The 20,528-nt window shown below is 68.7% G+C and carries 25 protein-coding genes and 1 pseudogene; 23 read left to right on the top strand and 3 right to left on the bottom strand.

Annotated elements, in window-relative coordinates:
• Positions 1-25 precede the first annotated feature (25 nt).
• Both AB5J87_RS17050 and AB5J87_RS17045 read left to right on the top strand, forming a co-directional pair.
• Positions 26-310 (top strand): hypothetical protein, encoded by a 285-nt coding sequence (locus AB5J87_RS17050; RefSeq protein WP_369377576.1) that lies wholly within the window; start codon positions 26-28, stop codon positions 308-310.
• On the top strand, positions 292-705 hold the full coding sequence (locus AB5J87_RS17045) for a DNA-binding protein (RefSeq protein ID WP_369377575.1): 414 nt from the start codon (positions 292-294) through the stop codon (positions 703-705). The genes AB5J87_RS17050 and AB5J87_RS17045 overlap by 19 nt, the downstream gene beginning before the upstream one ends.
• Before the next feature lie 182 nt (positions 706-887).
• On the opposite strand, the pseudogene AB5J87_RS17040 reads toward AB5J87_RS17045, so the two are convergent.
• A pseudogene (locus tag AB5J87_RS17040) lies at positions 888-1,819 on the bottom strand (IS5 family transposase).
• A 109-nt stretch (positions 1,820-1,928) separates the two neighbouring features.
• On the opposite strand from AB5J87_RS17040, the gene AB5J87_RS17035 reads away from it, so the two are divergent.
• From AB5J87_RS17035 to AB5J87_RS17005, 7 genes are all read left to right on the top strand, one after another.
• On the top strand, positions 1,929-2,564 hold the full coding sequence (locus tag AB5J87_RS17035) for a Crp/Fnr family transcriptional regulator (protein WP_369377574.1): 636 nt from the start codon (positions 1,929-1,931) through the stop codon (positions 2,562-2,564).
• Between the two features lie 182 nt (positions 2,565-2,746).
• Positions 2,747-3,505: a hypothetical protein gene (locus tag AB5J87_RS17030; RefSeq protein ID WP_369377573.1), complete on the top strand. Its 759-nt coding sequence runs from the start codon at positions 2,747-2,749 to the stop codon at positions 3,503-3,505.
• The gene (locus AB5J87_RS17025; RefSeq protein ID WP_369377572.1) at positions 3,502-3,792 is read left to right on the top strand and encodes a hypothetical protein; all 291 of its coding nucleotides are present in this window, start codon (positions 3,502-3,504) and stop codon (positions 3,790-3,792) included. Before AB5J87_RS17030 ends, AB5J87_RS17025 begins: the two co-directional genes overlap by 4 nt.
• Entirely contained in the window at positions 3,783-4,532 is a 750-nt protein-coding gene (locus AB5J87_RS17020; protein WP_369377571.1) for a hypothetical protein, read from the top strand. The genes AB5J87_RS17025 and AB5J87_RS17020 overlap by 10 nt, the downstream gene beginning before the upstream one ends.
• Positions 4,529-4,828 carry a DNA-binding protein gene (locus tag AB5J87_RS17015; RefSeq protein ID WP_369377570.1) on the top strand — a complete coding sequence of 100 codons (300 nt, stop codon included), beginning with the start codon at positions 4,529-4,531 and terminating at the stop codon, positions 4,826-4,828. Before AB5J87_RS17020 ends, AB5J87_RS17015 begins: the two co-directional genes overlap by 4 nt.
• Positions 4,825-5,952, top strand: a complete 1,128-nt coding sequence (locus tag AB5J87_RS17010; protein ID WP_369377569.1) for a hypothetical protein — start codon at positions 4,825-4,827, stop codon at positions 5,950-5,952. Before AB5J87_RS17015 ends, AB5J87_RS17010 begins: the two co-directional genes overlap by 4 nt.
• Before the next feature lie 792 nt (positions 5,953-6,744).
• Complete coding sequence (locus AB5J87_RS17005; RefSeq protein ID WP_369377568.1) at positions 6,745-7,494, top strand: DUF3800 domain-containing protein; 750 nt, start codon at positions 6,745-6,747, stop codon at positions 7,492-7,494.
• A 319-nt stretch (positions 7,495-7,813) separates the two neighbouring features.
• Here AB5J87_RS17005 and AB5J87_RS17000 read toward each other — a convergent pair whose 3' ends face one another.
• Together AB5J87_RS17000 and AB5J87_RS16995 are read right to left on the bottom strand one after the other, a co-directional pair.
• Positions 7,814-8,335: a GNAT family N-acetyltransferase gene (locus AB5J87_RS17000; protein ID WP_369377567.1), complete on the bottom strand. Its 522-nt coding sequence runs from the start codon at positions 8,333-8,335 to the stop codon at positions 7,814-7,816.
• Positions 8,332-9,084: a GntR family transcriptional regulator gene (locus AB5J87_RS16995; protein ID WP_369377566.1), complete on the bottom strand. Its 753-nt coding sequence runs from the start codon at positions 9,082-9,084 to the stop codon at positions 8,332-8,334. The genes AB5J87_RS17000 and AB5J87_RS16995 overlap by 4 nt, the downstream gene beginning before the upstream one ends.
• A gap of 452 nt (positions 9,085-9,536) precedes the next feature.
• On the opposite strand from AB5J87_RS16995, the gene AB5J87_RS16990 reads away from it, so the two are divergent.
• From AB5J87_RS16990 to AB5J87_RS16925, 14 genes are all read left to right on the top strand, one after another.
• Positions 9,537-9,968 carry a hypothetical protein gene (locus AB5J87_RS16990; protein ID WP_369377564.1) on the top strand — a complete coding sequence of 144 codons (432 nt, stop codon included), beginning with the start codon at positions 9,537-9,539 and terminating at the stop codon, positions 9,966-9,968.
• Between the two features lie 103 nt (positions 9,969-10,071).
• A complete protein-coding gene (locus tag AB5J87_RS16985; protein WP_369377563.1) occupies positions 10,072-10,302 on the top strand; it encodes a hypothetical protein in 231 nt (76 codons plus the stop codon).
• A gap of 5 nt (positions 10,303-10,307) precedes the next feature.
• Positions 10,308-10,757 (top strand): transcriptional regulator, encoded by a 450-nt coding sequence (locus AB5J87_RS16980; RefSeq protein WP_369383561.1) that lies wholly within the window; start codon positions 10,308-10,310, stop codon positions 10,755-10,757.
• 95 nt (positions 10,758-10,852) lie between these two features.
• On the top strand, positions 10,853-11,143 hold the full coding sequence (locus AB5J87_RS16975; protein ID WP_369383560.1) for a hypothetical protein: 291 nt from the start codon (positions 10,853-10,855) through the stop codon (positions 11,141-11,143).
• On the top strand, positions 11,140-12,246 hold the full coding sequence (locus AB5J87_RS16970) for a conjugal transfer protein (RefSeq protein WP_369377561.1): 1,107 nt from the start codon (positions 11,140-11,142) through the stop codon (positions 12,244-12,246). The genes AB5J87_RS16975 and AB5J87_RS16970 overlap by 4 nt, the downstream gene beginning before the upstream one ends.
• Positions 12,246-12,632, top strand: coding sequence for an RRQRL motif-containing zinc-binding protein (locus tag AB5J87_RS16965; RefSeq protein ID WP_369377560.1), 387 nt, complete (start codon positions 12,246-12,248; stop codon positions 12,630-12,632). Before AB5J87_RS16970 ends, AB5J87_RS16965 begins: the two co-directional genes overlap by 1 nt.
• Positions 12,633-12,759: 127 nt before the next feature.
• Entirely contained in the window at positions 12,760-14,988 is a 2,229-nt protein-coding gene (locus AB5J87_RS16960) for a cell division protein FtsK (protein ID WP_369377559.1), read from the top strand.
• 142 nt (positions 14,989-15,130) lie between these two features.
• On the top strand, positions 15,131-15,382 hold the full coding sequence (locus AB5J87_RS16955) for a hypothetical protein (protein WP_369377558.1): 252 nt from the start codon (positions 15,131-15,133) through the stop codon (positions 15,380-15,382).
• Between the two features lie 16 nt (positions 15,383-15,398).
• On the top strand, positions 15,399-15,593 hold the full coding sequence (locus AB5J87_RS16950) for a hypothetical protein (RefSeq protein ID WP_369377557.1): 195 nt from the start codon (positions 15,399-15,401) through the stop codon (positions 15,591-15,593).
• A 20-nt stretch (positions 15,594-15,613) separates the two neighbouring features.
• Complete coding sequence (locus AB5J87_RS16945) at positions 15,614-16,081, top strand: hypothetical protein (RefSeq protein ID WP_369377556.1); 468 nt, start codon at positions 15,614-15,616, stop codon at positions 16,079-16,081.
• 201 nt (positions 16,082-16,282) lie between these two features.
• The gene (locus tag AB5J87_RS16940; protein ID WP_369383559.1) at positions 16,283-16,900 is read left to right on the top strand and encodes an SAM-dependent methyltransferase; all 618 of its coding nucleotides are present in this window, start codon (positions 16,283-16,285) and stop codon (positions 16,898-16,900) included.
• Positions 16,897-17,526 carry a DNA cytosine methyltransferase gene (locus AB5J87_RS16935; protein WP_369377554.1) on the top strand — a complete coding sequence of 210 codons (630 nt, stop codon included), beginning with the start codon at positions 16,897-16,899 and terminating at the stop codon, positions 17,524-17,526. The genes AB5J87_RS16940 and AB5J87_RS16935 overlap by 4 nt, the downstream gene beginning before the upstream one ends.
• On the top strand, positions 17,523-18,401 hold the full coding sequence (locus tag AB5J87_RS16930; protein ID WP_369377553.1) for a bifunctional DNA primase/polymerase: 879 nt from the start codon (positions 17,523-17,525) through the stop codon (positions 18,399-18,401). The genes AB5J87_RS16935 and AB5J87_RS16930 overlap by 4 nt, the downstream gene beginning before the upstream one ends.
• Before the next feature lie 328 nt (positions 18,402-18,729).
• Complete coding sequence (locus AB5J87_RS16925) at positions 18,730-20,274, top strand: YfjI family protein (RefSeq protein WP_369383558.1); 1,545 nt, start codon at positions 18,730-18,732, stop codon at positions 20,272-20,274.
• Positions 20,275-20,528 lie beyond the last annotated feature (254 nt).

The following is a 20,528-nucleotide window of genomic DNA, read 5'->3' as shown; positions in this document are numbered from 1 at the left end:
CCTACTCCTTTGATAATCTCGATGCATGAGTGAGACGCCGTACAGCATCGGTGAGGGGCCGGCGACCAGGGTCAGCCTCTCGCTCCCGGAAGGAACGGCCGAGGCGATCCGGCAGCGGGTGGGCAAGCGCGAGTTCTCCGCGTTCATCGCGGCGGCGGTCGAGCGCGAGCTGCGGGGCCAGATCCTGGACGAGTACCTGGCTGACTACGAACGCCGTCAGGGGCCCATCTCGGAGCAGGAACAGGTGCGCGCGCGTCAGATCTTCGACGAGGTGTTCGCCGAGGAGGGCGAGTGGCCCGCCGCAAGCTGAGCCATGAGGGCACCCTCGTTCTCGACTGCGAGGGACTGTCCAAGTTCGTCAACGATCACGAGCCGGTGGTCGCGCTGGCTGCCGAGGCGCGCAAGCGCGGCATGGAAGTGGTGATCAGCGCCCTCACCATCATCGAGGCCACCCACCGTCGAACGGACAAGGCGAGACTCGCGTGGGTGCTGTCCGGGGTACGTATCGTCCCCATCGGTGACGAGGACGCCAAAGCTGCCTCCGCGCTCCTGCTGAACACCGGCCTGCACGGCCATGAATACGCCATCGACGCGGTCGTCGCCGAGATGGCGCTGCGGCAGCAGCGGCCGGTCGTGATGCTCACCTCCGACATCGACGACATGGCGAAGTTGTGCGGAGATCGGGTGCGTCTCATCGCGGTCTGACTCCGCCGCTGACGGGGATTCGGGTTCCGAACCATCCAGTGAATGGTCGCGGAGCAGCTCGACGGGTATAGCGCTGAACGTTCCGGGCGGCCACGCGCCGGTGCGTACGCCGGTGCATGGATGCACGTGCACTGAATCCACGTTGAGAGGGCTGCTCCAGGCACTAGGCGCTGTTTCTTGGATCATGTTCGGAGCCAGATGGTGAGGGCTGCGAGGGTGATGGTGCCGAGGTAGATGTAGGCCCGTTTCTCGTAGCGTGTGGCGACGGCACGGAAGCCCTTGAGCCGGTTGATGGCACGTTCGACGGTGTTGCGTTTCTTGTAACGCTCGCTGTCGAAGCCGGTGGGACGGCCGCCCCGGGAGCCTCGGTTGTGCCGGTGACGCTGCTGGTCAAGACGTTCGGGGATGGTGTGGCGGATCCCGCGTCGTCGCAGGTAGCGGCGGTTCTTGCGGGAGGTGTAGGCCTTGTCCGCCAGGACACGGTCGGGCCGGGTGCGGGGCCGGCCAACTCCGATACGGGGCACGGACAACCGCTCCAGCACACGCTCGAGTTGTGGGCCGTCACCGTAGTGACCAGGTGTCAGGACGAGACAGAGGGGCCGGCAGCGTCCGTCGGCGGCGAGGTGGACTTTGGTGGTGAAACCCCCGCGGGAACGTCCCAGGCACTCGCCGATCTGACCACCTCCTCCAGCCGGACGGCCAGTTTCCGAAGAACCGGATCGACCTGATTCGTCCCCGACGCGACCCCCTTTTGAGGAATCACAACGGGCGGCTCCTTCTTCGCACCGGCAGCATGCTGGTGAGCCCGCACCGTGGTGGAGTCCACCGACACGTCCCAGTCGATCCGCCCTTCGGCGTCCTCCGCAGCCTGCACCTTCGACAGCAGCATCGTCCACGTCCCATCCGCTGACCAGCGGCGATGACGTTTATAAACCGTCTCCCACGGCCCGAACCGCTCAGGCAGATCCCGCCACTGCACACCCGTCCGCACCCGGTACAACACCCCGTTGATCACCCGACGGTGATCACTCCACCGACCCCCACGAGCACCACCACGAGGCAAGAACGCCTCCAGCCGATCCCACTCCGCATTCGTCAGATCCCCACGACCCATACAGCCAGCGTGACCCCAACACCCCACACCTGTCAGGAGATCCAAGAAACAGCGCCTAGAACTCTCCCTGCACGGCGATTCCGCCGTGGACCAAAGGGAGGGAGTCCGTGTGTATTCGTTCGACGAACAATGGCTGGGGCTGGTTTCCCAGGGGCGGAAGCACCACTTCTCCGAAGGGGAGGTGCTGATTCCGTGGGCGGTGGAGCTGGATGAGGTCCTGGCGCTGACGAACGGGCTGGTGAACGCTGTCATCGACCTGAAGAGCGGCGGCGAGCAGGTGCTGGCCTGCCGGAAGCCGCCGTGGGTGCTCGGTGACCTGTCCGCGGTCGAGGGTGGGATCACCAGTGCGCGAGTGGTGGCCGTGACGCGCGGTACGGCGGTCCGCATCTCTGTACGGGAGTTCAACGCTTCCCTGGTCCGCAACGGGATCCCTCCTCAGGCCCATGCCCGGGCGCTGCGTTGGGGCTACGACCTCGACCTCATGCATCTCAAGGACCGGATCCTGCCACTGCACACCAGAGTCGCTGTCTTCCTGGCGCAGGTTGCTGGGGAGACCAACCCCCCGGCGCTGAGGGAGTGTCCGCGGGATGTGCTTGCTGGTTTCTTCCACGTCGACCGCCGAACGCTCCAGAAGGCCCTGAAGCGACTGAAGGAAGCCGGCGCCATTGCGCTGGGGAGGGAGCAGGTCCTCATCAAGGACAAGCGGGCATTGCACGTGGCTGCCGCGGAGCCGGATGAGTTCTGAGCGGCAAACACGGATGGGGATGAGCCTGTGGGAAACCATTCCCACAGGCGGAGTTGGCGGTCCTGCACTCTCGGAGCAGCCGCCGCAGTCGCGGGGGTTCCCACGTTCCATCCGTGAGGAGACCGCCCATGGTCGAACCTTCATGCCCTCCCTGGAGCTCAGCCCGTCCACTTCCCTCATATGTGGGACTGCTCGGCATCGACGCGGAGGGTTTCACTCGGCTTCCCTCCGTCTCGCACGCCGCGATCAGTCAGCTCATCCCCGCACTCGTCGACCGCGCTCTGGCCGCGGCCGGAGCCGGGGAACTGACTCGGAACAAGCGCTTCCCCACCAATTCGGGCGATGGTCTCTTGTTCGGCTTCGACCCCGACTACCTCCCACTCGTGGTCTGGCCTTTCCTTGACTGCCTTGATGTGGTTCTCGCCGAGCACAACGCGGGGGCCAACGCGCCCCGGCTTCGCCTCCGGGCTTGTGTCCACGTGGGGCCCCTCTCCGACTCGGGTGCCCCGGAAGACGGCAACGGCGCTGCCCGCAACGACACCCACAGGTTGCTGGACTCAGTTGCGGTGAAGGATGCTCTCGCACGGTCGAGCGAGGAGGTCACGCATCTGGTCGCGATCCTTTCCGAGCGGGTCTACGAGGAGTGGATCGTCGGCGGCTACACCGGTCTCCACCCCGACCGCTGCACACGGGTTGAGGCCACTGTGGCGGGCAAGGAGTTTCGCCGACCCGCGTGGATCTACGTCCCCGTGCCTTCCGGCGGACCGCTCGCGGACCAGTCGGGGCCCGTGAACCGGCTGCCGGACGCCGAGGGAGCGCGTTCTCCGGGCGGCCGGGGAACGCAGCACGTGGGCAACGGAATCGCGTTCATGGGCTCTGTGTCGGGAGGGCTGCGCTACCTGGCACCGGGGAGCCGTTCGCCCGATACGCGAGACCGGTGAGCGAGCCAAATCCTCCGGGCGACCTGCCGCCCGGAGGACCGCCCGAGGCCACGCAACAAATCGTCGGTGAAGGCGTCGCGGTGTACGGCCTGGTCAATGGCGGCATCAACCATCACACCCACCACCATCACCACGGCGGGGCGCGACCGAGTCCAGCCGTGTCTCAGCCGTCCAAGACCCTCGAAGTCTGGCTGAACCGGGTTGCCGACGTGGTGGCGGCTGCTGCCGAACTCGCCGATCAGCTTCTGCATGTCCACCTCATGAACGGAGGAGATCCATGGCAATGAGCGGATTACGGCAAACCGTCAGCTTCCTTGAGCGCGAGATCGAACGGGAGCTTGCCGACGCCCCCCTGCTCACGGTCGATGTGGCCGGAGAACCAGTTCGCCTCACGCTGGAAGCAGCACGCCGTGCCCTGTACGAAGGGGCCAGGGACAGCCAGGTGGCTGAGTCGATATGGCTCCAGGTGCTCCGCGCCGCACAGAAGGACGAGGCGACCGGAGGACGGTGGCACCTGTTTGCACTGGGGCTGGCCCTGCCCCGGATGCGGGGTGCTGTCCGGTTCGCTGTGGACCGCTTGCGGGTGGACTGGCCCGATGCCGAGTCCGAGGCGGCCACGGGCTTCCTGGAAGCACTCGCCGACACCGCCGGAGGAGAGTCGGCAGAGCCGGACGCCCTGATGACGGCAGCGTGCCGTCGGCTGTGGCGGTTCGGTAACCGCACGGCCCGGGAGGTACCCGTCGTCGATATCGCGGCGGTCGCCGCAGCACGTAATGCCGGACTCCCGGCTGAAGACGAACTGCCGCCCGAGGACGGCTGGGCACTCGAGGTCACGCCTCCCGACCGGGACGACGGGCTGTCGGCACCGATCCACTTCACGCTGTCACCCGCCACCGTCGAACTCGTCCGTCTCAACGCCCTGGCTGACCGGATGGGGCTGAAGGACGTCGTCTACCGGGCACGGCGGCCCGGTGAGGGAACGCCGATCGGCATCTTGTCTCTCCGCCCGGCTGGAGCACCCCGGTGAGCGCCCCGCGGCGCCGGTCCCTGTCCTTCGCCGAGGCGTTCGACCTCCCTTTGACCGTCGATCTTCCGACGGCCGCGCGGGCTCTCGGCATCTGCTCGGCCACTGGCTACAAGCTCATCCGCCTCGGCAGCTTTCCGTGCCCTGTCCTTCGGGTCGGCGGCCAGTACCGCATCCCCACGGCCTTTCTCCTGAGGGCACTAGGCATCGAGGAAAGGCCTGTGTACACCGTCCCTCTCGACAACGAAGAGGACGCGGTGCCCCGCACACACCACTCTGGAACGGAGGTTCGCGCATGACCGTCATGACCTCGACCGCCGCCGAGATCGAACCCTCTGCAGAGCAGCCCGGCACCTGGTCGTGCTTCGTGATCGGTCCCATCGGAGACCGGCACGCGAAGCACGGCAGCGACGAGCGGAACACGTACGAGTGCGCGGTGGAGATCTTCGAGAAGGTCGTTCTGCCAGCGTGCTCCCGGCACGGCCTCGTGCCGGTTCGCGCCGACGGGATCGCCGAGGCGGGTGACATCACTGAGCAGATCTGCCGGCACGTGGTCCAGGCCGACATCGTGATCGCCGATGTCAGTGGTGGCAATCCGAACGTCATGTACGAACTGGGAGTCCGGCACGCCACGGGGAAGCCGACGATCTCCATCGGAGAACACGGGCGACTGCCGTTCGACATCTTCTCGGTCAGGACTATCCACTTCGAAAGCACCAGGAGTGGTCTGATCGAAGCCCGGAAGGAGCTTGAGACAGCCCTTGAATCGGCCCTGAGCGGCTCGTTCCAACCACTCGCACCAGCCAGGATCATGCTCGGGCTGGGCGGCGGGCCACGGGCCGCGGACGACGCACCAGGTGAGGAACTGGAGGACGAGAATGCGCCGGGCCTGGTGGAGCGCATGACCATGGTCGAGGAACAGATGGAGGAGATGTCCGAGGACTTGGACGGGACGCTCGTGGCGCTGCAGCGGATTGCCGAATCCGGTGAGGAGTTCCTGCCGACGCTGGGGCAGCCCGGATCCCCGGCCAGCGCTCAGAAGGCCGTACTGCTCAGGTACGCAAGGGAGATCAATGGTCCCGCAGCCGACCTCCGGGCGTACGCCGAGCGCTTCGCGGTCAAGATGACGTCACTGGACGAAACCGTCAAGGCCGTCATCGCCTTCATGCGGGAAGTCTCCACGACGGAGGGCGCGCCCGGAGGGGATTCGTCGGGCTTCCGGACCCAACTCATGGGGATGTCGGCCTCCATCCGGGAGGGGCTGCAGAGCATTGTCCTCCTCGAAGCGGTCTTCAAGATCTTCACGAGCCTCAGCCGGGATCTGCGCACACCCGGCAGGGACATCGCGATCGCGCTCAAGCTCTTCCGGCAGGCCGCCACCCTGATCACGGAGTGGGAGCGCCAGGCCGCCACGCTCTCCTGACCGCACTCGTCCAGGGGGCCCCTGGACCCTGGAACGCGCCGGAAGTCCGGACCGCCCAGACGGCCACAGCCGCACGACGGAACGCAGAAGGCCCCGCCTGCCGAAGCAGGCGGGGCCTTCTGTAGTGCCCGGTGAGGCACTGGCGGAGGATACGAGATTCGAACTCGTGAGGGGTTGCCCCCAACACGCTTTCCAACTGTCCGCATGGCTGTACGGGGACGTCCGTGTGAGTTCAACCGGGAGGTGAGACGGAGTACGCGTACGGCGGTGAACGGTGGCAGCCTCCGGTGTACTGGACAAAGACCAGGACAACGAACCGGGAGGAGATGAGGGAGTTTAGGGCCGCCCGTGGCCTAGGTGAGTGGGCGACGGCTACTTGCCGTGATGCCTTGGCCCGTGGATCGACCACTTCTGGCGGCACTAGCGGCACTAGTGGAGAGAAAGTTCTTGCCCACAGGTCGTGTACAGAAAGCTTGCAGGCCAGAGGGTTGTGCAGCCGACTCTGTTGGTGATCTGTGCACAGGGTGCCGGGGGTTGCACACAAGCGTATCCACAGAAAATGACCTCTTATCAACAGAAGTGCGTGCGTTACCCCCAAGGGGTGTGGATAACGCCCTTGGTTGACGGCTCATCACGTGCCACGATTTCCTCACGGTGCGCAACGAACTCCCGTCCCCCACCCGGATATGACGGCCTCGCTGCACAGCGGAGTCGTCGTCAAGACCGGGAACGGAGGGAGACAGAGTGTCAACAGCGTCAGGTCACCGTCAGGCCGCGACCGCCGGAGGGGTGGTGCAGCCGAAGCTGCACGCGTTTTTCGACGAGGCTGGTCAACGGTCTCAATCCCAGAAGTCAAGTGATCACTTCGTCATGTCGGCCGTCGTGGTAGCGGATGGCGACCTCCCGCAGGCTGCCGCGTTCCTCGCTGCACTCCGCACAGACCTGCGGCGACGTCCTGGGGATGTCCTGCACTGGCAGAACTTCAAGTCCCACACTGATCGACTCCACGCGGCAAGGTCCCTCGCGGCACAGCGTTGGGCCACGATCTCCAGCGTCATCGTCTGTAAGAGGCATCTGTCGGCGGGGGCGACTCGTCTCGATGATGATCAGGCATACCTCTACACCTTTCGCTTTCTGCTGGAACGCCTGTCATGGCTCGCGCGCGACTCCGGATCGATCCTGGAGTACACCCTTGCGCATGTGGTGCGCTTCAAGCTGGCGAAGCTCCGCCAGTACGAATCGATCCTGCAGGCGACGAATCCGAACGAGTGCCGGATCGCCTGGCAGGCTCTCGACCCCAGGGGTGGGCGGCTGGATCAACCGTCGCGAGTCGAGATGTTGCAGTGTGCTGACCTTGCGGCCTCGGCCACATATGCGGCCTTCAATGAGGATCGGTTCGGCAATACGGAGCCGCGCTACCTGCAAGAGCTGAGTCCGCGCCTGTATAGACGTGGTGCTGCGCCGTTGACGTCGTACGGCCTGAAGATGCATCCGTGGAACGACAGCACAAAGGCCGCCTACCCGTGGGTAGCGGCCTTGTGAGCACGTCGGCCGGCTTAAGCCGCCCTTGGCGGGTGCTGACGTTTCCGACCAGCAGACGACCGTCCGTGCGCTACCCACTCTAGACGGTGACGACGGCAAGTCAACGGGCAAAGCATGACAAACGGTATGTGAATTCCTCTGAAATAGAACAGGTGATCCATCTGTGGGTGGCGGCCGTGGCGCGAAATTTCCGCCTGAGGGTTCAGCGGGGTTCAACGCCGTCGGACGGTCCGGTCGAGCAGTCTGTGCGAACGGCAATGGTCGGTAGTGAATGTCGGCGTACTGGACAGAGAGCAGGGCAACGAGACGGGGCCCTTGATCATGGGCTTGGGTGCGTGGCCTCCGTGGTCGGCCGCTGGAAGAGTGCTCCTGACCTGCGGTGAGGCAGGTCGATAATGCGAACAAGCTTGAAGCCCATGTCTTCGTAGTAGCGCTGGAGTCCTGGATTGTCCTTCCAAGCGTCCAGGCGAAGCCATCGTTTGCCTTGTGCTGCCGCCCGCGCTGCGGCCCAATCCAGCAGCTCGCGGCCGATGCCCACGCCGGCCGCGCCCCTGCTCACGGCCATGCGATGCACGTAGAGCGCGGACGTCGGGCCGTCGGCTGGTGTCCAGAACTCAGGGTCGGCGAAGTTGTCGATTTGGAGCGTTGCTACTGGCTCGCCGTCTTTGAAGGCGAGGAAGCACACGCCCTGTTCCAGCGCTGCCTTGATGCGGTCGCTGTGCGGTGGGTACTGCCATTGATCGATGCCGCGAGATGCGAGCCAAGCGGAAGCCCCTCGCAGTAGCGCTTCCACCGTATCGATCTCGGCGGGGTCGCCTGGTCTGATGTGCAGATCGCTCATGCTTCCTCTGTCGGCGCTTCGCGCTGGCGCTCATACGAGATCACGTGCCGATCACCAGGAAGCACGGTCACTGCCACCCGCACAGGTTTTCCTTCCGTCGTGAAGCCGGTTACCACGTGTACCCCCACGGGTGTTCCGGGGCCGAGGTCCAGCCTGTGTACCTGCTCGGGCGTCGGCATCCGGACGTACAACTCGTCCAAAGCCCGTGCCTGTCGGTACCCGAGCTCGGCCAGTACCTCGTTCGCGCCGCGAGTGATGTCCTCCGGACGCATGATCTCGGAGTCTCGCACTATGGCCAGCGGGAAGTAGCTGTCGTTGATGTTGAAAGGCTCACCATCGAGGTACCGCACGCGCTTGCGTACCGCGACCAGCTCACCGGCCTCCAGATGAAGTCGCTTGGCCACCTCTGCCGGAGGCTCGACGATACCCACTTCGATCTCTTGCCTTGGCTCCCGCCCCTCTGCCGAGTACTCGGTCATGAAGGCGTCCATCTCCGGTGAGTAGGGCCGCTTCCGAAACTCGGCCTGGGGTCGGAACACCATCGGCCGCCGACGGCGGACGAAGTGCCCCTGCGGCCGGGCGGAGACCACGAGACCTTCGTTGACGAGCTGGGCCAGCGCCTTGCGCACCGTCTCGCGTGACACGGCGTACTGCTCGCGAAGCTCTGCCTCGGTCGGGAGCTTGGCGTCGGGTTCGAGCTTCCCGGACGCGATCTGATCGCGGAGCGCGTCCGCGATCTGCTGATACATCGGGTTTCGACCAAGTCGGGTCACTGCCATACCCCCCATGAAGCCGCATGGATGAACGCATTGTCCAGTCAATGCGGCCAATCCTCTTGACGTCAGCGCGTGACGCTGCCAACATCCTGACTGTAGCCATTGTACGGACAATGGCTCAGCGCCCGGAGGGCCTCGGAAGGGGTCCAAAGGAAGCGTCGGTTCCTTGAGAACTCAACAGGGTGTTGTGAGCTTGACGGGGCTTTGCTCCGTCCCCGTGGCGGCCGGGTGATGGCCGTCGGCCCCGGCATCCAGCCGTGAGGGCGCGGAATCAGATTCCGCCCGGGGTCACTTGGGCCGTCGCGCTGAGCGGCTGTAGCCCTCAGATGCGGACGCGGCGGCACTCCCGGACAGGACAGCCCGCCGCGTCTGTTCTCCATCCCGACTCACCCTTGGGGGTTCTCGTGATCGGAACGCTTATCGCTGTGCTCGGCACGCTCGCCGGCGCCGTGGTCGCCGGGTTGATGCAGCACGTGACCACGGCGCGCACCGCTCGTGAGGTGGCGGCCGAACGGCGCCGGGAGGCGTTGGCCACTTCGATTCCGGCGTTGCTGGCCGCGATTGTCCGACACCGTGAACAGCAGTACATGAAGATCGAAGCCCGCCGCGAGAACAGGGAGGACACTCCCGAGGCGCGGCAGTCCCGCTACGCGGCTCGCTCCGCCGTCACCAGTGCGATGGACACGCTCCACATGGTCACGCGCAACACGGAACTGCTCGCCGTCGCGCAGGAAGCCGTAGACGCAGCCATGGCTATTGGGGATGTCCCCGCAGACGAGCTGGATGCGGCCGGCCTCCGGGCCCGGAAGGCACACACCGCGCTGCGACTCGCCGGCGCCCGCCACGTCTACCCCTGATCAGCCCTCGCACCTCGCCCCGCGCGGGGCGGCGGCACTCCCGGACAGGACAGCCCGCCGCGCCCGTTCTCCGATCCCGACTCGCTCAAGGAGTGGAAGCGCAGTGAATCAGAGCGACCTCAACGACATCGGTAACCGCATCACGTCCGCCGCGCTGGAGTTCGCCCCCGGCTACCGGCCGACCGCCAGGCAGAAGGCCGACGCCGCCGCGATCCTGCGCGACATGATCCAGGCGGCCGGGATCCACGGTGTGACGTTCGCGGACTTCGACGCCGTGGCCCACTTCGCCCGGCTGGCCATCCAGCTCGTTCAGGCCCGCGACGAGAGCCGGTGACCGCCATGGACGCCGCCACCTTCGCCGCCGTGTTCATCGCCCTCTACGTCGCCCACAGCGTGGGCGACCACTGGGTGCAGACCTCTCACCAGTCCGCACACAAGGGCCGTCCCGGCTGGGTCGGCCGTCTCGCGGACGCCCGGCACGTCGCCACCCTCACCCTCACCAAGCTCGCCGTGCTCCTGCCGGCCGCCGCACTGCTGGGGCTGCACCTGTCGGCGCCCGGCGTCGTCGTCGGGCTCGCGGTCGACGCGGCCTCGCACTGGTGGGCCGACCGGCGCACCACCCTCGCGTGGCTCGCCCGGGTGACCGGCAAGGGCGAGTTCTACCGGCTCGGTGCCCCGCGCCCCGGCCGTGACGACAACCCGCACATCGGTACCGGCGCCTACGCGCTTGACCAGTCCTTCCATCACCTGTGGCTGCTGGTCGCGGCGCTCATCATCGCCACCGTCTGATCCCCGTTCTTCGCGGGGCGGTCGCACTCCCGGACAGGACAGCCGACCGCCCCGTGCCTTCCCGACGTACCCGATTGGAGAGATCCACCATGCGTATGCGTAGCTTCGTGGCCGGCCAGGAGGCGCACGGTGACATCGAGTTCGCGGAACTGGCGCTCGGTATCGACATCGCCCTGTTCCGGGGCCCGCTGAAGCGCGAGACGGACCGTGAGCGTGCCGCCCGGGAGGACGCGGCCCGTGGCGTGCTCGCGGACCTGGTGGCGGAGGCGGAGGCCGGTGACGAGATCGCCGGTTGGGACGCCCTGTACGCCGACGCGCTGACCCGTACGGTGCCGTTCCTGCGCGCCGCCCGCGACGACCGGCCCGGGGCGGGGGAAGCGGCATGAGCGCGGCCCGAAGCCCCCTGTCGAAGATTCAGGCCGGTGTCCTGGTCGCTGCGTTCGTGCCGATGCTGGGCACGGGCGTGATCGGCGGGATCGGTACCTACAGCAACATCGGGCACGCCTACGGCGCGGGGACCGCGCTCGGTGCGCTCGGCGCCGGCGAGGGCGCCACCGCCGTCCTGGCCCTGGTCCTGCTGGGGCTGACCATGCTGGGGCAGTCCTCGCCGCGCGTTGTGCGGAGTGGGCTGTGGGCGCTGCCGGCGGGCGCCGCCGTCATGGGCGCCATGGCCGCGCCGGACCCGGGACGCACCGTCATCTACGCCCTGACCCCGATGGGCATGTCCGTGTCGGCGGAAGGCATGGCCTTCCTCGCCCGCCGGATCGTCGTCCACACGGACGGCCGGGATGCGGAGAACGAGCGGCGCACCGCCGACATCGTGCAAGCCCTGGCCTACCACCGCGCCCGTGCCGCCCACCACCCGGTCGACCGGGTCCGCAAGCGTTCCGACCGGGCGTCGTGGCGTCTGGCCCGCAAGGTCGGGGTCGGGGACGCGGCGCTCGGATCGAGGCTGCTGGAAGTCCAGCGCGACCGGATCACGAGCGGTGCGGATGCCGCGCTGGTCTCGATGTTCGGCGGTACCACCGCCGTACCCGCATCGGTCGCAGATGCGGAGGAATTCGCCAAGACTATGAGGAATCGGTCTACGGCTGGCCAGCCGGAATCGACCCCGGCCCCTGTTGCTGTGAGGCGTCTGCCGGTGCTCGATCCGGTGGCGGTCGACCATGTGAAGCCGGCTCTCCCGCACAAGCCCGCACCGGCCATCGCCCCGCCCGATCCGGCGCCGGGCGAGTCGGCCAAGCGGCGGGCGGTCGCGGCCGCCGCTCCCCGGCCTCGCCGGGCGACCGGCCGGGTTCCCGAGGTGGCCCGATCGCCCCGACCGAAGCGCACGTCAGCCCAGTTGCTCGCTGAGGCGCGCACCGCGACGGCTGCTTGGCCGGATGCGCGGATCACCGCTGAGGGTATCCGCCGCGCCCTGCACACCTCGCCGGCGCGTGCCCGGACGCTGCGGGACACGATCCTCGCTGAGCGGTCCAAGGCCGCGTGATGGGCGGGGCGTTCGGTAAGTGCTTCGACCCGGACGGCGCCCGCTTCGGGGTCCCCACCTTCCCGTGGCGGTACGCCCCCGACGGCCTCGCGACCCGCCGTCAGCTTCGCAGTCAGGGTCTGCGGCCGGGTGGTCAGCCGATCGCGGCGCAGGTCATGCGCCTCTCGCGCCGCCGCCCGGGCGGGGTCAGCGTGGCCTACCTCTACCGCGTCGAACTGGCCTTGCCGGTGCGGGCGATGACGTCGCGGAAGTGGGGTGCGCTCGCGCTGGCGATGCTCGCCCGGTGCACCTGCCCCGTCTGCCGTACGGACGCCGGATACGTCATCCCGACCTCGCTCGGCATGTGCGTGACCTGCGCCTATCCCCAGGAACAGCGCGCCGCCTGAACAAGGCACGCACTTTGCGTGCCCTCCTGTGGCCCATCCGGGCCGACTCTCTTCTCACGGGCCCGGCCGCCCGACCTTCCACAGCAAGCCGGCCGGACCCTTCGACTCCCGAAGGAGTGCGTACATCGTGACGGAGAACCCCGAGTTCCTGACACCGGACGACCCGGAGAGCACCGAGGAGCGGACGGCGGAGGTACTGCCGTTCCCGCTGAAGAAGACACCAGCCCCCGCCCCTACCGCCCCCGGTGAGGGTGTGGTGAAGCCGGGGGAGTGGGAGGCCGAACTCCCCGACACCGACGATCCGGAGGCCGACGGCTTGGCCGAGGGGGCGCCGGTGGACCCGCCGCGCGAGGTCTACCCGCCCTCGGTCGCGGAATGGATGGAAGCCAAGGACAAGGCCAGGATGCCGGTCCTGCCGGACTGGGTGAAGCTCCCCGACCAGCGCAAGGCCGTGCGCAAGTGGGCGGTGCGGCACTACTCCGCCGTGGCCGGCTATCACGCGATCCGCCTGCCGCTGGTCTACACGCCGAAGATCTGCCTGTACTCCCCGCGGGGCGCGTGGCGGTGGTCGACGGCGATCGGCCGGTGGGTGTTCGACGCGGAGGGCAAGGGCCTGCGGCTCGCGGCCGTGGCCAACGAGGACGCGGCGGAGTACCTGAAGCTCTCGCGCCAGCGCAACGACCGGGTCCGGCTGCGCGGGATCGTGGCGACGATCGGCGCCGTCATCGGTCTGGCCGCCGCCCTGACCCTGTACGTCATGGCACCCTCATGGCTGCTCATGCTGGCCATGGCCGCGATGACCACCACCCTCGGCGCGGTCGGAGCGCCGGCCGACCGGCCGCTCATCGACATGGCCAAGGTGACGTTCCGCAAGCGCAAGCTGTCCTCGGACATCGTCATCCGCGCCCACGAGGTGGCCGGGCTGACCAGCAAGGACCAGACGATCGGCTTCCCGCGCCCGATCGGCCGGGACGGCGACGGATGGCGGGTCGTCGTGGATCTGCCCTACGGCAAGACGTTCGAGGACGCCATGAAGGCCCACGCCCGGCTCGCCTCCGGCATGGACATCGCCCCCACGCAGCTCTTCCTCGACAAGGACGAGACCAGCGGACGCAGGGTGTCGTACTGGATCGCCGACCGCGACCCGCTCGCCGTCCCCTCCGGCAAGTCGCCTTTGCTGGGGGCGACGCGGGTGGACTTCTGGAAGCCGTTCCCGTGGGGCGTGGACGAACGCGGCAACCCGGTCATGGCCACCATGCTGTGGCTGTCCCTGCTGGTCGGCGCCGTGCCGCGTCAGGGCAAGACGTTCTCCGCCCGCACGATCGCACTCGCCGCCGCGCTGGACCCGTACGTGCGCCTGTACGTGTTCGACGGGAAGGCGTCGCCGGACTGGCGCACGTTCACCAAGGTCGCCCACCGCATCGGGTTCGGGATCGTGCCCAAGAGCGGGTTCGACCCGGTTCAGCATCTGCTGACCTCGCTGCGGGAGCTGAAGGCGGATGTCGAAGACCGCTACCACCGGCTGTCCGAACTGCCTTTGCATGTCTGCCCGGAGGGCAAGCTCACCCCGGAGATCAGCCGGGACAAGAAGCTGAACATGCCCCTGGTCCTGTTCGTGGTGGACGAGGTCCAGGAGTACCTGACCCACCCCGAGCACGGCAAAGAGACCCTGTCCCTGATGGTCTACCTCGCCCGGGTCGCCCCGGCCGTCGGCGTCAGCGTGATGACGGCGACGCAGAAGCCGGACGACAAGGCGTGCCCCTCGGAGCTGCGCGACCAGCACCAGGCCCGGTTCGCCCTGCGGGTCGGCGCCTACCAGGTCTCGGACACCATCCTCGGCGCCGGCTCCTACAGCGAGGGCCTGGACGCGTCCAAGCTGCTCAAGTCCCACAAGGGCGTCGGTCTGCTGAAGGGCATGTCGGACGACTCCGGGATCGTGCGCACCTACCTCGCCGACGGTCGCGACGCCGACCGCATCCTGACCCGCGCCGCCGCCCTGCGCGAGGCCGAAGGGACCCTGTCGGGCGACGCGGCCGGCGAGGCCCCGGCACTGGAGACGTCCGCGACGATCCTGGACGACGTCGCGGCCGTGCTCGGCAAGGGCGAGACCAAGGTGTGGTCGGAGACCATCGTGGACCGCCTTGCCGACCTGCGCCCGGACGTCTACGGCCCGTGGGCTGAGCTGGAGCCCAAGCCCAAGGCCGAAGCGCTCACCGCCGCGCTCAAGCCGCACGGGGTGGCCACGGAACAGATCAGCCGCCGCATCGACGGCAAGGTGGTCAACAAGCGCGGCATCAAGCGCGACGACATGGCCGCCGCGATTACCCAGCGCAATCAGAAGAGGGACGCCGGATAGGTCCCCCCGGGGTCGCTTGCGTAAGCACCACGGGTCGCTTGCGCAAGCGACCCTGCTAGCGACCCAAACCGCCCCTGATCAGGCTGCTAGCGGCTAGCGGCCGAACTGCGGAAACCCTCCAAACCCCGCCTGAGAGGCCCTGATGAGCTTCCCTCTCCTCGCTATCGCCTGCCTACTCGCCGTCACACTCGGTTACAGCTTCACGTGCTGGCTGAGCCCGTTCGGGGACTGCCGCAAGTGCGCCGGCATGGGCCACGCCATCAAGACCGACCGCAAGGGCAACGCCAAGCGCGGCAAGGACTGCCGCCGCTGCGACGCGACCGGCAAGCGCATACGCGTCGGCCGCTGGATCTACAACCGCGCCGCGCGCACCTACCGCGCCGGCACCCGCTGACCCGCCGGGAGATTCCGTGACCCTCACCGTCCCGCTCGTTCTGCTCCTCGCCGTCACCGTCGTGCTGCTCCTGCGGTTCAAGGCCGTCGGCGCCGGTGCCGCCGTCGCCGTCGCGCTCTTCGGCTTCTACCTCGCCCACACCGGCGCGGCCGACACCGTCAACCAGCTCGTCACCGCCTTCACCGACGCCGTACCCGGCATCCGCCGCTGACCCGAAGGGGGACCAGCACCGTGAACGAACCCACCCCGTACGGCCGCCCGGTCGCACACGAGACGGCGGCCGTCCACGTCCGCACCCCCGCCCCGCTCGCCCCCGCGCACACGGCGCCCCTGGTGCCCGTGCAGCCGGGCACCATCCCGGCCGTGGCGAGCGTCGTCCTGCCCGACGGCCGCGTCGTCACCGGCTATGCCATCGAGCCCGCCAAGCCCGAACCGGTCGCCGTCAAGCCGACTGCCTCGCGGGCGGCGGTGAACATCGCGCTCGGAGGCATCGGGTTCGGTGCGGTGTGCGGCGGCCTGGTCCTGCTGACCACGTTCCTCGCGGCCCTCGCCGCGTTCATCCACCAGCTGATCATCCTGGCCGCCGTCGTCTTCGGCGGCTGGATCGCCGTACAGGTCTTCAGCGCGAGCGGGCACGGCGGCGGAACAACGGTCAACATCCGCAAGGCCGTCATCAAGCGGAACACGTTCTACGGCTAGTTACGCCCGTGGGCGGCGGCACTCCCGGACAGGACAGCCCGCCGCCCACGGTCTCCGAATCCCGACGTAGCAGAACAGGAGACCTACAGCATGACCGAACTGCGCGCGTACGGCGAGGGCCCCTTGGCCCCTGCCACTCGATCGGGGCGAGTGCCCCGGCCGCGTCTGCTGGACGCGTTCTGCTGCCAGGGCGGGGCATCCATGGGCTACCACCTCGCCGGGTTCGACGTCACCGGCGTCGACATCGCCCCGCAGCCCCGCTACCCCTTCACCTTCGTTCAGGCGGACGCGGTCGCCTTCATCCGCGAGTACGGCGCCGGGTTCGACTTCATCCACGCGTCCCCGCCGTGCCAGCACGACAGCGCATGCCAGCGCATCCAGGGCAACGCCCACCCCGACCTGATCGCCCCCACCCGCACCGTCCTGGAATCGACCAGGCGGCCGTGGGTGATCGAGAACGTGCGGGGTGCGGTGCCGAAGCTGAACAGCCCGGTGATGCTGTGCGGCACCATGTCCGGGCTGGAGAACTACCGTCACCGGTTCTTCGAGCCGGGCGGCGGCCTCACGCTCACCCAGCCCGTGCACGCGGTGCACCTGGTGCCGCAGGCCAAGATGGGGCGCCCTGTGCCGCCCGGCCACTACGGCCAGTTCGTCGGGAACTTCTCCGGTGTCGACCTGGCCCGCAGGGTGCTGGGGGTGCCGTGGATGAACCGTGACGGCATCCGCGAGTGCATCCCGCCCTCCTACACCGCGTGGGTCGGCCGCGCGGCGCTTGCCGGGCTTGCCGTCCCTGCTCCGGTGCTGGGGGTGGCCGCGTGAACGCGCGTGTGCTGCCGCTGCGGCGGCCGAACGCCCTGCGGGCGCTGGACCTGTGCTGCGGGGCGGGAGGGCTCTCGATGGGCTACTACCTGGCCGGGTTTGACGTCGTGGGCGTCGACAACCGCCCGCAGCCGAACTACCCCTTCACCTTCCACCAGGCCGACGCCCTCACCTTCCCGCTGGACGGCTTCGACCTGGTCCACGCGTCGTGGCCGTGCCAGCACTTCGCCCGCGTCACCGCGTGGCGCGGAAGCCGTGCGGACCACCCCGACCTGCTCACCCCCGGCCGCGCGCGGCTGGAAGCCTCGGGGCTGCCGTGGGTTATCGAGAACGTGCCCGAGGCTCCGCTGAGGCCGGACTACCTGCTGTGCGGGACTCAGTTCGGGCTGAACGTCCGGCGTCACCGTGGGTTCGAGACGTCGTGGGGCGGCGGCGGGGACCTGGTCCCGCCGTGCTGGCACCACAAACGTCTGCTGGCGTTCGAGCACAAGGGCGAGCGTGCCTATGCCGACGCCATGGGCTGCACCTGGATGACCAACATCGAAGCCCGACAGGCCGTTCCCCCCGCCTACACCGAGTGGATCGCCACCCAGTTCCTCGCCCTGGAAGGGAGGGCAGCGGCATGAGCACCACCCCCGGAGTCCTACGGGCTGCCCTCGCCCTCGCGGCGGCCGGCATCCCGGTCCTGCCGCTGAGGCAGGGCAAGGTTCCGTTCGGCAACTGCCGCACGTGCAAGCAGAACGCGTGCGGCGGCCGGCCCAACATGAAGGCGGAGGGCCCCTGCCGGTGCCCGGCGCCGTGCCACGCGTGGGCCGCCGCGACCACCGACCCGCACGCTCTCACCTCGCCCGCATGGGCCACGTCGTGGCATCACGCCGTGGCTGTGGCGTACCACCCTGGTGGGGCCGGGCTGACCGTGGTGGATCTCGACAATGCGGCGGCCGTCGCATGGGCCCGCGAGAGCCTGCCCGCCACCCGCACCGTGCCGACGACGCGCGGTGAGCACTGGATCTACCGGGGCGCCATGCGGTCGCACAACGCGGTCCGGACTGGAGTGGACATCAAATCCCTCATGTCCTACGCCCGTTGGCTCGGTCCCGGAGGCGGCCGTATGGCCGTCCTCCCGGCGGCCGTGCGCGCCCTGGTGGCGAAGGAAGAGACCACCCCCGCCCCGCGGGAGGTGGCCTCTTCTCGTCCCGGCCGCGCCACCTGGTCGCGGCACGTGGCCACCGGGTGCCGCCACACCGAGCGCTACGTCCGCGCCGGTCTCGAACGCGGCCTCGCCCTCGTTCGGGCCCGCACGGAATCCGGCGCGGGATCGCAGGCGTTCGGCGTCGCCCGGTTCCTCGCCGCACAGCACACCGCGTGCCCCGGACCGTGCGGCCTTGCCGCGATCGGAGAAGAGATCGTGACTGCCGCCGTCTCGGTGGGCGTCCCGGAGGCTTACGCGCGTCGCGCGGTCGCCAACGGCCTGGAGACGGCCGTGGGGCGTGCCGCATGAACAATGCATCCCGAACCCCTACGAACGGCCCTCTCGACGCTGTCCGGCGCCCACTGAGGCCGGTCGTGGGCGAACCAAAGGTCGCCGCCCGTAAGGGCGTCCTTTCTGCCGTTGGCTCTGACCCGCAGGCGATCGCTGTCACCGGCATCACCCCCGGGCTTCACATCCAGTGCGAGGACATCCCCGTTGCGGACTGGCTCTGTGCCTGTGGGCAGCACGAACGCTCCCGGGGCCGCGCCGCCGTCATCCGGCTGACCGCCCGCGTCCGCGCCGGGGAATGCCCCCACACCACCACTGAAGGGAGGGCGGCCTCATGACCCCACAGCCTGTGGACAGCCCGAACCTGTGGGACGGACTGCCCACCCTGGAAGAACCGCCCGGCGAGGACACGACACCGGACGTGTGGGAGGACCCCATTCCCCTCACCGGCCGCCGTGAGCGTCCCCCGTTCCCCGCCCACGTCCTCCCCACCTGGTTGGCGGAGTTCGTGACGGCCGTCGCACAGGAGACGCAGACCCCGGTGGACCTCGCCGGATCGGTCGCCCTCGCCGTCCTCGCCACGGCGGCCGGCGGCCGGTCGGTGGTCCACGTGCGCGGCAACTGGCGCGAGCCCACCAACCTCTACACCGTGGTGGCGCTCCCGCCCGCGAACCGCAAGTCCGCCGTCTTCGCCCTGCTGACCGACCCCCTCTATGAGGCGGAGAAGCAGCTCAAGACCGCCATGAAGCCGGTGATCGTGGAAGCGGAGCTGACGGCGCGGCTGGCCAAGGAAGCGGCGGACAAGGCCGCCGCCAAGGCCGCGTCCGCCGACGGCGACAAGCACGACGACATGGTGGCCACCGCCGTCGGCCTCGCGCAGACCGCCGACACGCTCACCGTCCCCGCCGAACCGGTGCTGCTGGCGGACGACTCGACACCCGAGACGGTCACCTCACTCATGGCCGAACAGGGCGGGCGGCTGTCGGTGATGAGCGCGGAGGGCGGGATCTTCGACATCATCGCCGGCCGCTATTCCGGCGCCCCCAACATGGAAGTCTTCCTGAAAGGGCATGCCGGGGACCGGCTGCGGGTGAACCGGCAGACCCGCCGCGAGTACATCGACGCCCCCGCGCTGACCATCGGCCTCGCCGTACAGCCGGACGTGCTGCGCGACATCGGGAAGGTCAAGGGGTTCGAGGGGCGCGGACTGCTGGCCCGCTTCCTGTACTCCCTGCCGGTCTCCACCGTCGGTGACCGCGAGATCATCACCGCCCCGGTCCCCGAAGAGACGGCCGCCGCCTACACCGCCCGGGTCATCGACCTGACCCTCTCTTTGGCGGAGTGGACCGACCCGGCCGTCATCCAGCTCACCCCGGAAGCGGACACGACCCTGATCGCCTATCAGGAGCACATCGAACCGCAGCTCAAGGCACGCGGCGGCAGCCTGGGCCACATCTCCAACTGGGCCGGAAAGCTTGCCGGGGCGACCGCCCGCATGGCCGCGCTGCTGCACCTCGCCGCACACGGCGGCAACGGCTACGCCCGCCCAGTGACCGAGGCCACCATGCGCGCGGCCATCGAGCTGGGCGGGTACTACACCGCCCATGCCCTCGCCGTGTTCGACGTCATGGGCGCCGACCCGGTCCTCTCCCGCGCCCGCAGCGTGCTGGACGTGCTGCGGGACAACGGATGGGAGGACGTCAGCCGACGGGACGTCTTCAGCGTGCTGTCCCGCAGCGAGGTGCCCACGGTCGCTGATCTCGAACCGGCCCTCGCGCTGCTGGAAGACCACGGATACCTGCGGTCCTACCAGCCCGAGCGCACCGGCAGGCGCGGACGGCCCCCGGCACCCCGCCTGCTGGCCCACCCGTCCCTGCACCACGGCGGCCGGTGACCCCGGCCGCGCGCACAATCCCTCCCGCACAAACCGCAAAATCCGCAGAAACCCCGGCCACCGCCGCTGACCTGCGGCGGGCCCCCACGCCGACCCCGGACGAGGGCCCGCCGCACAATCCCGCGAAATTCCGCAAAAAACCGAGCGCCGCCCCGCCCCCGGGGACGGCCGGCCGCCGCCCCTGATTTTTGCGGAATATCGCGGATTTCTGCGGAGCACCGCCCACCCCCGCCCGCACACCGCATCGCCGCAGG

The sequence above is a fragment of the Streptomyces sp. cg36 genome (assembly GCF_041080675.1).
In the GTDB taxonomy this organism is placed as follows: domain Bacteria; phylum Actinomycetota; class Actinomycetes; order Streptomycetales; family Streptomycetaceae; genus Streptomyces.
The sequence above is the reverse complement of the archived record's forward strand: the minus strand, read 5'-3'. Positions and strand labels throughout refer to the sequence as shown.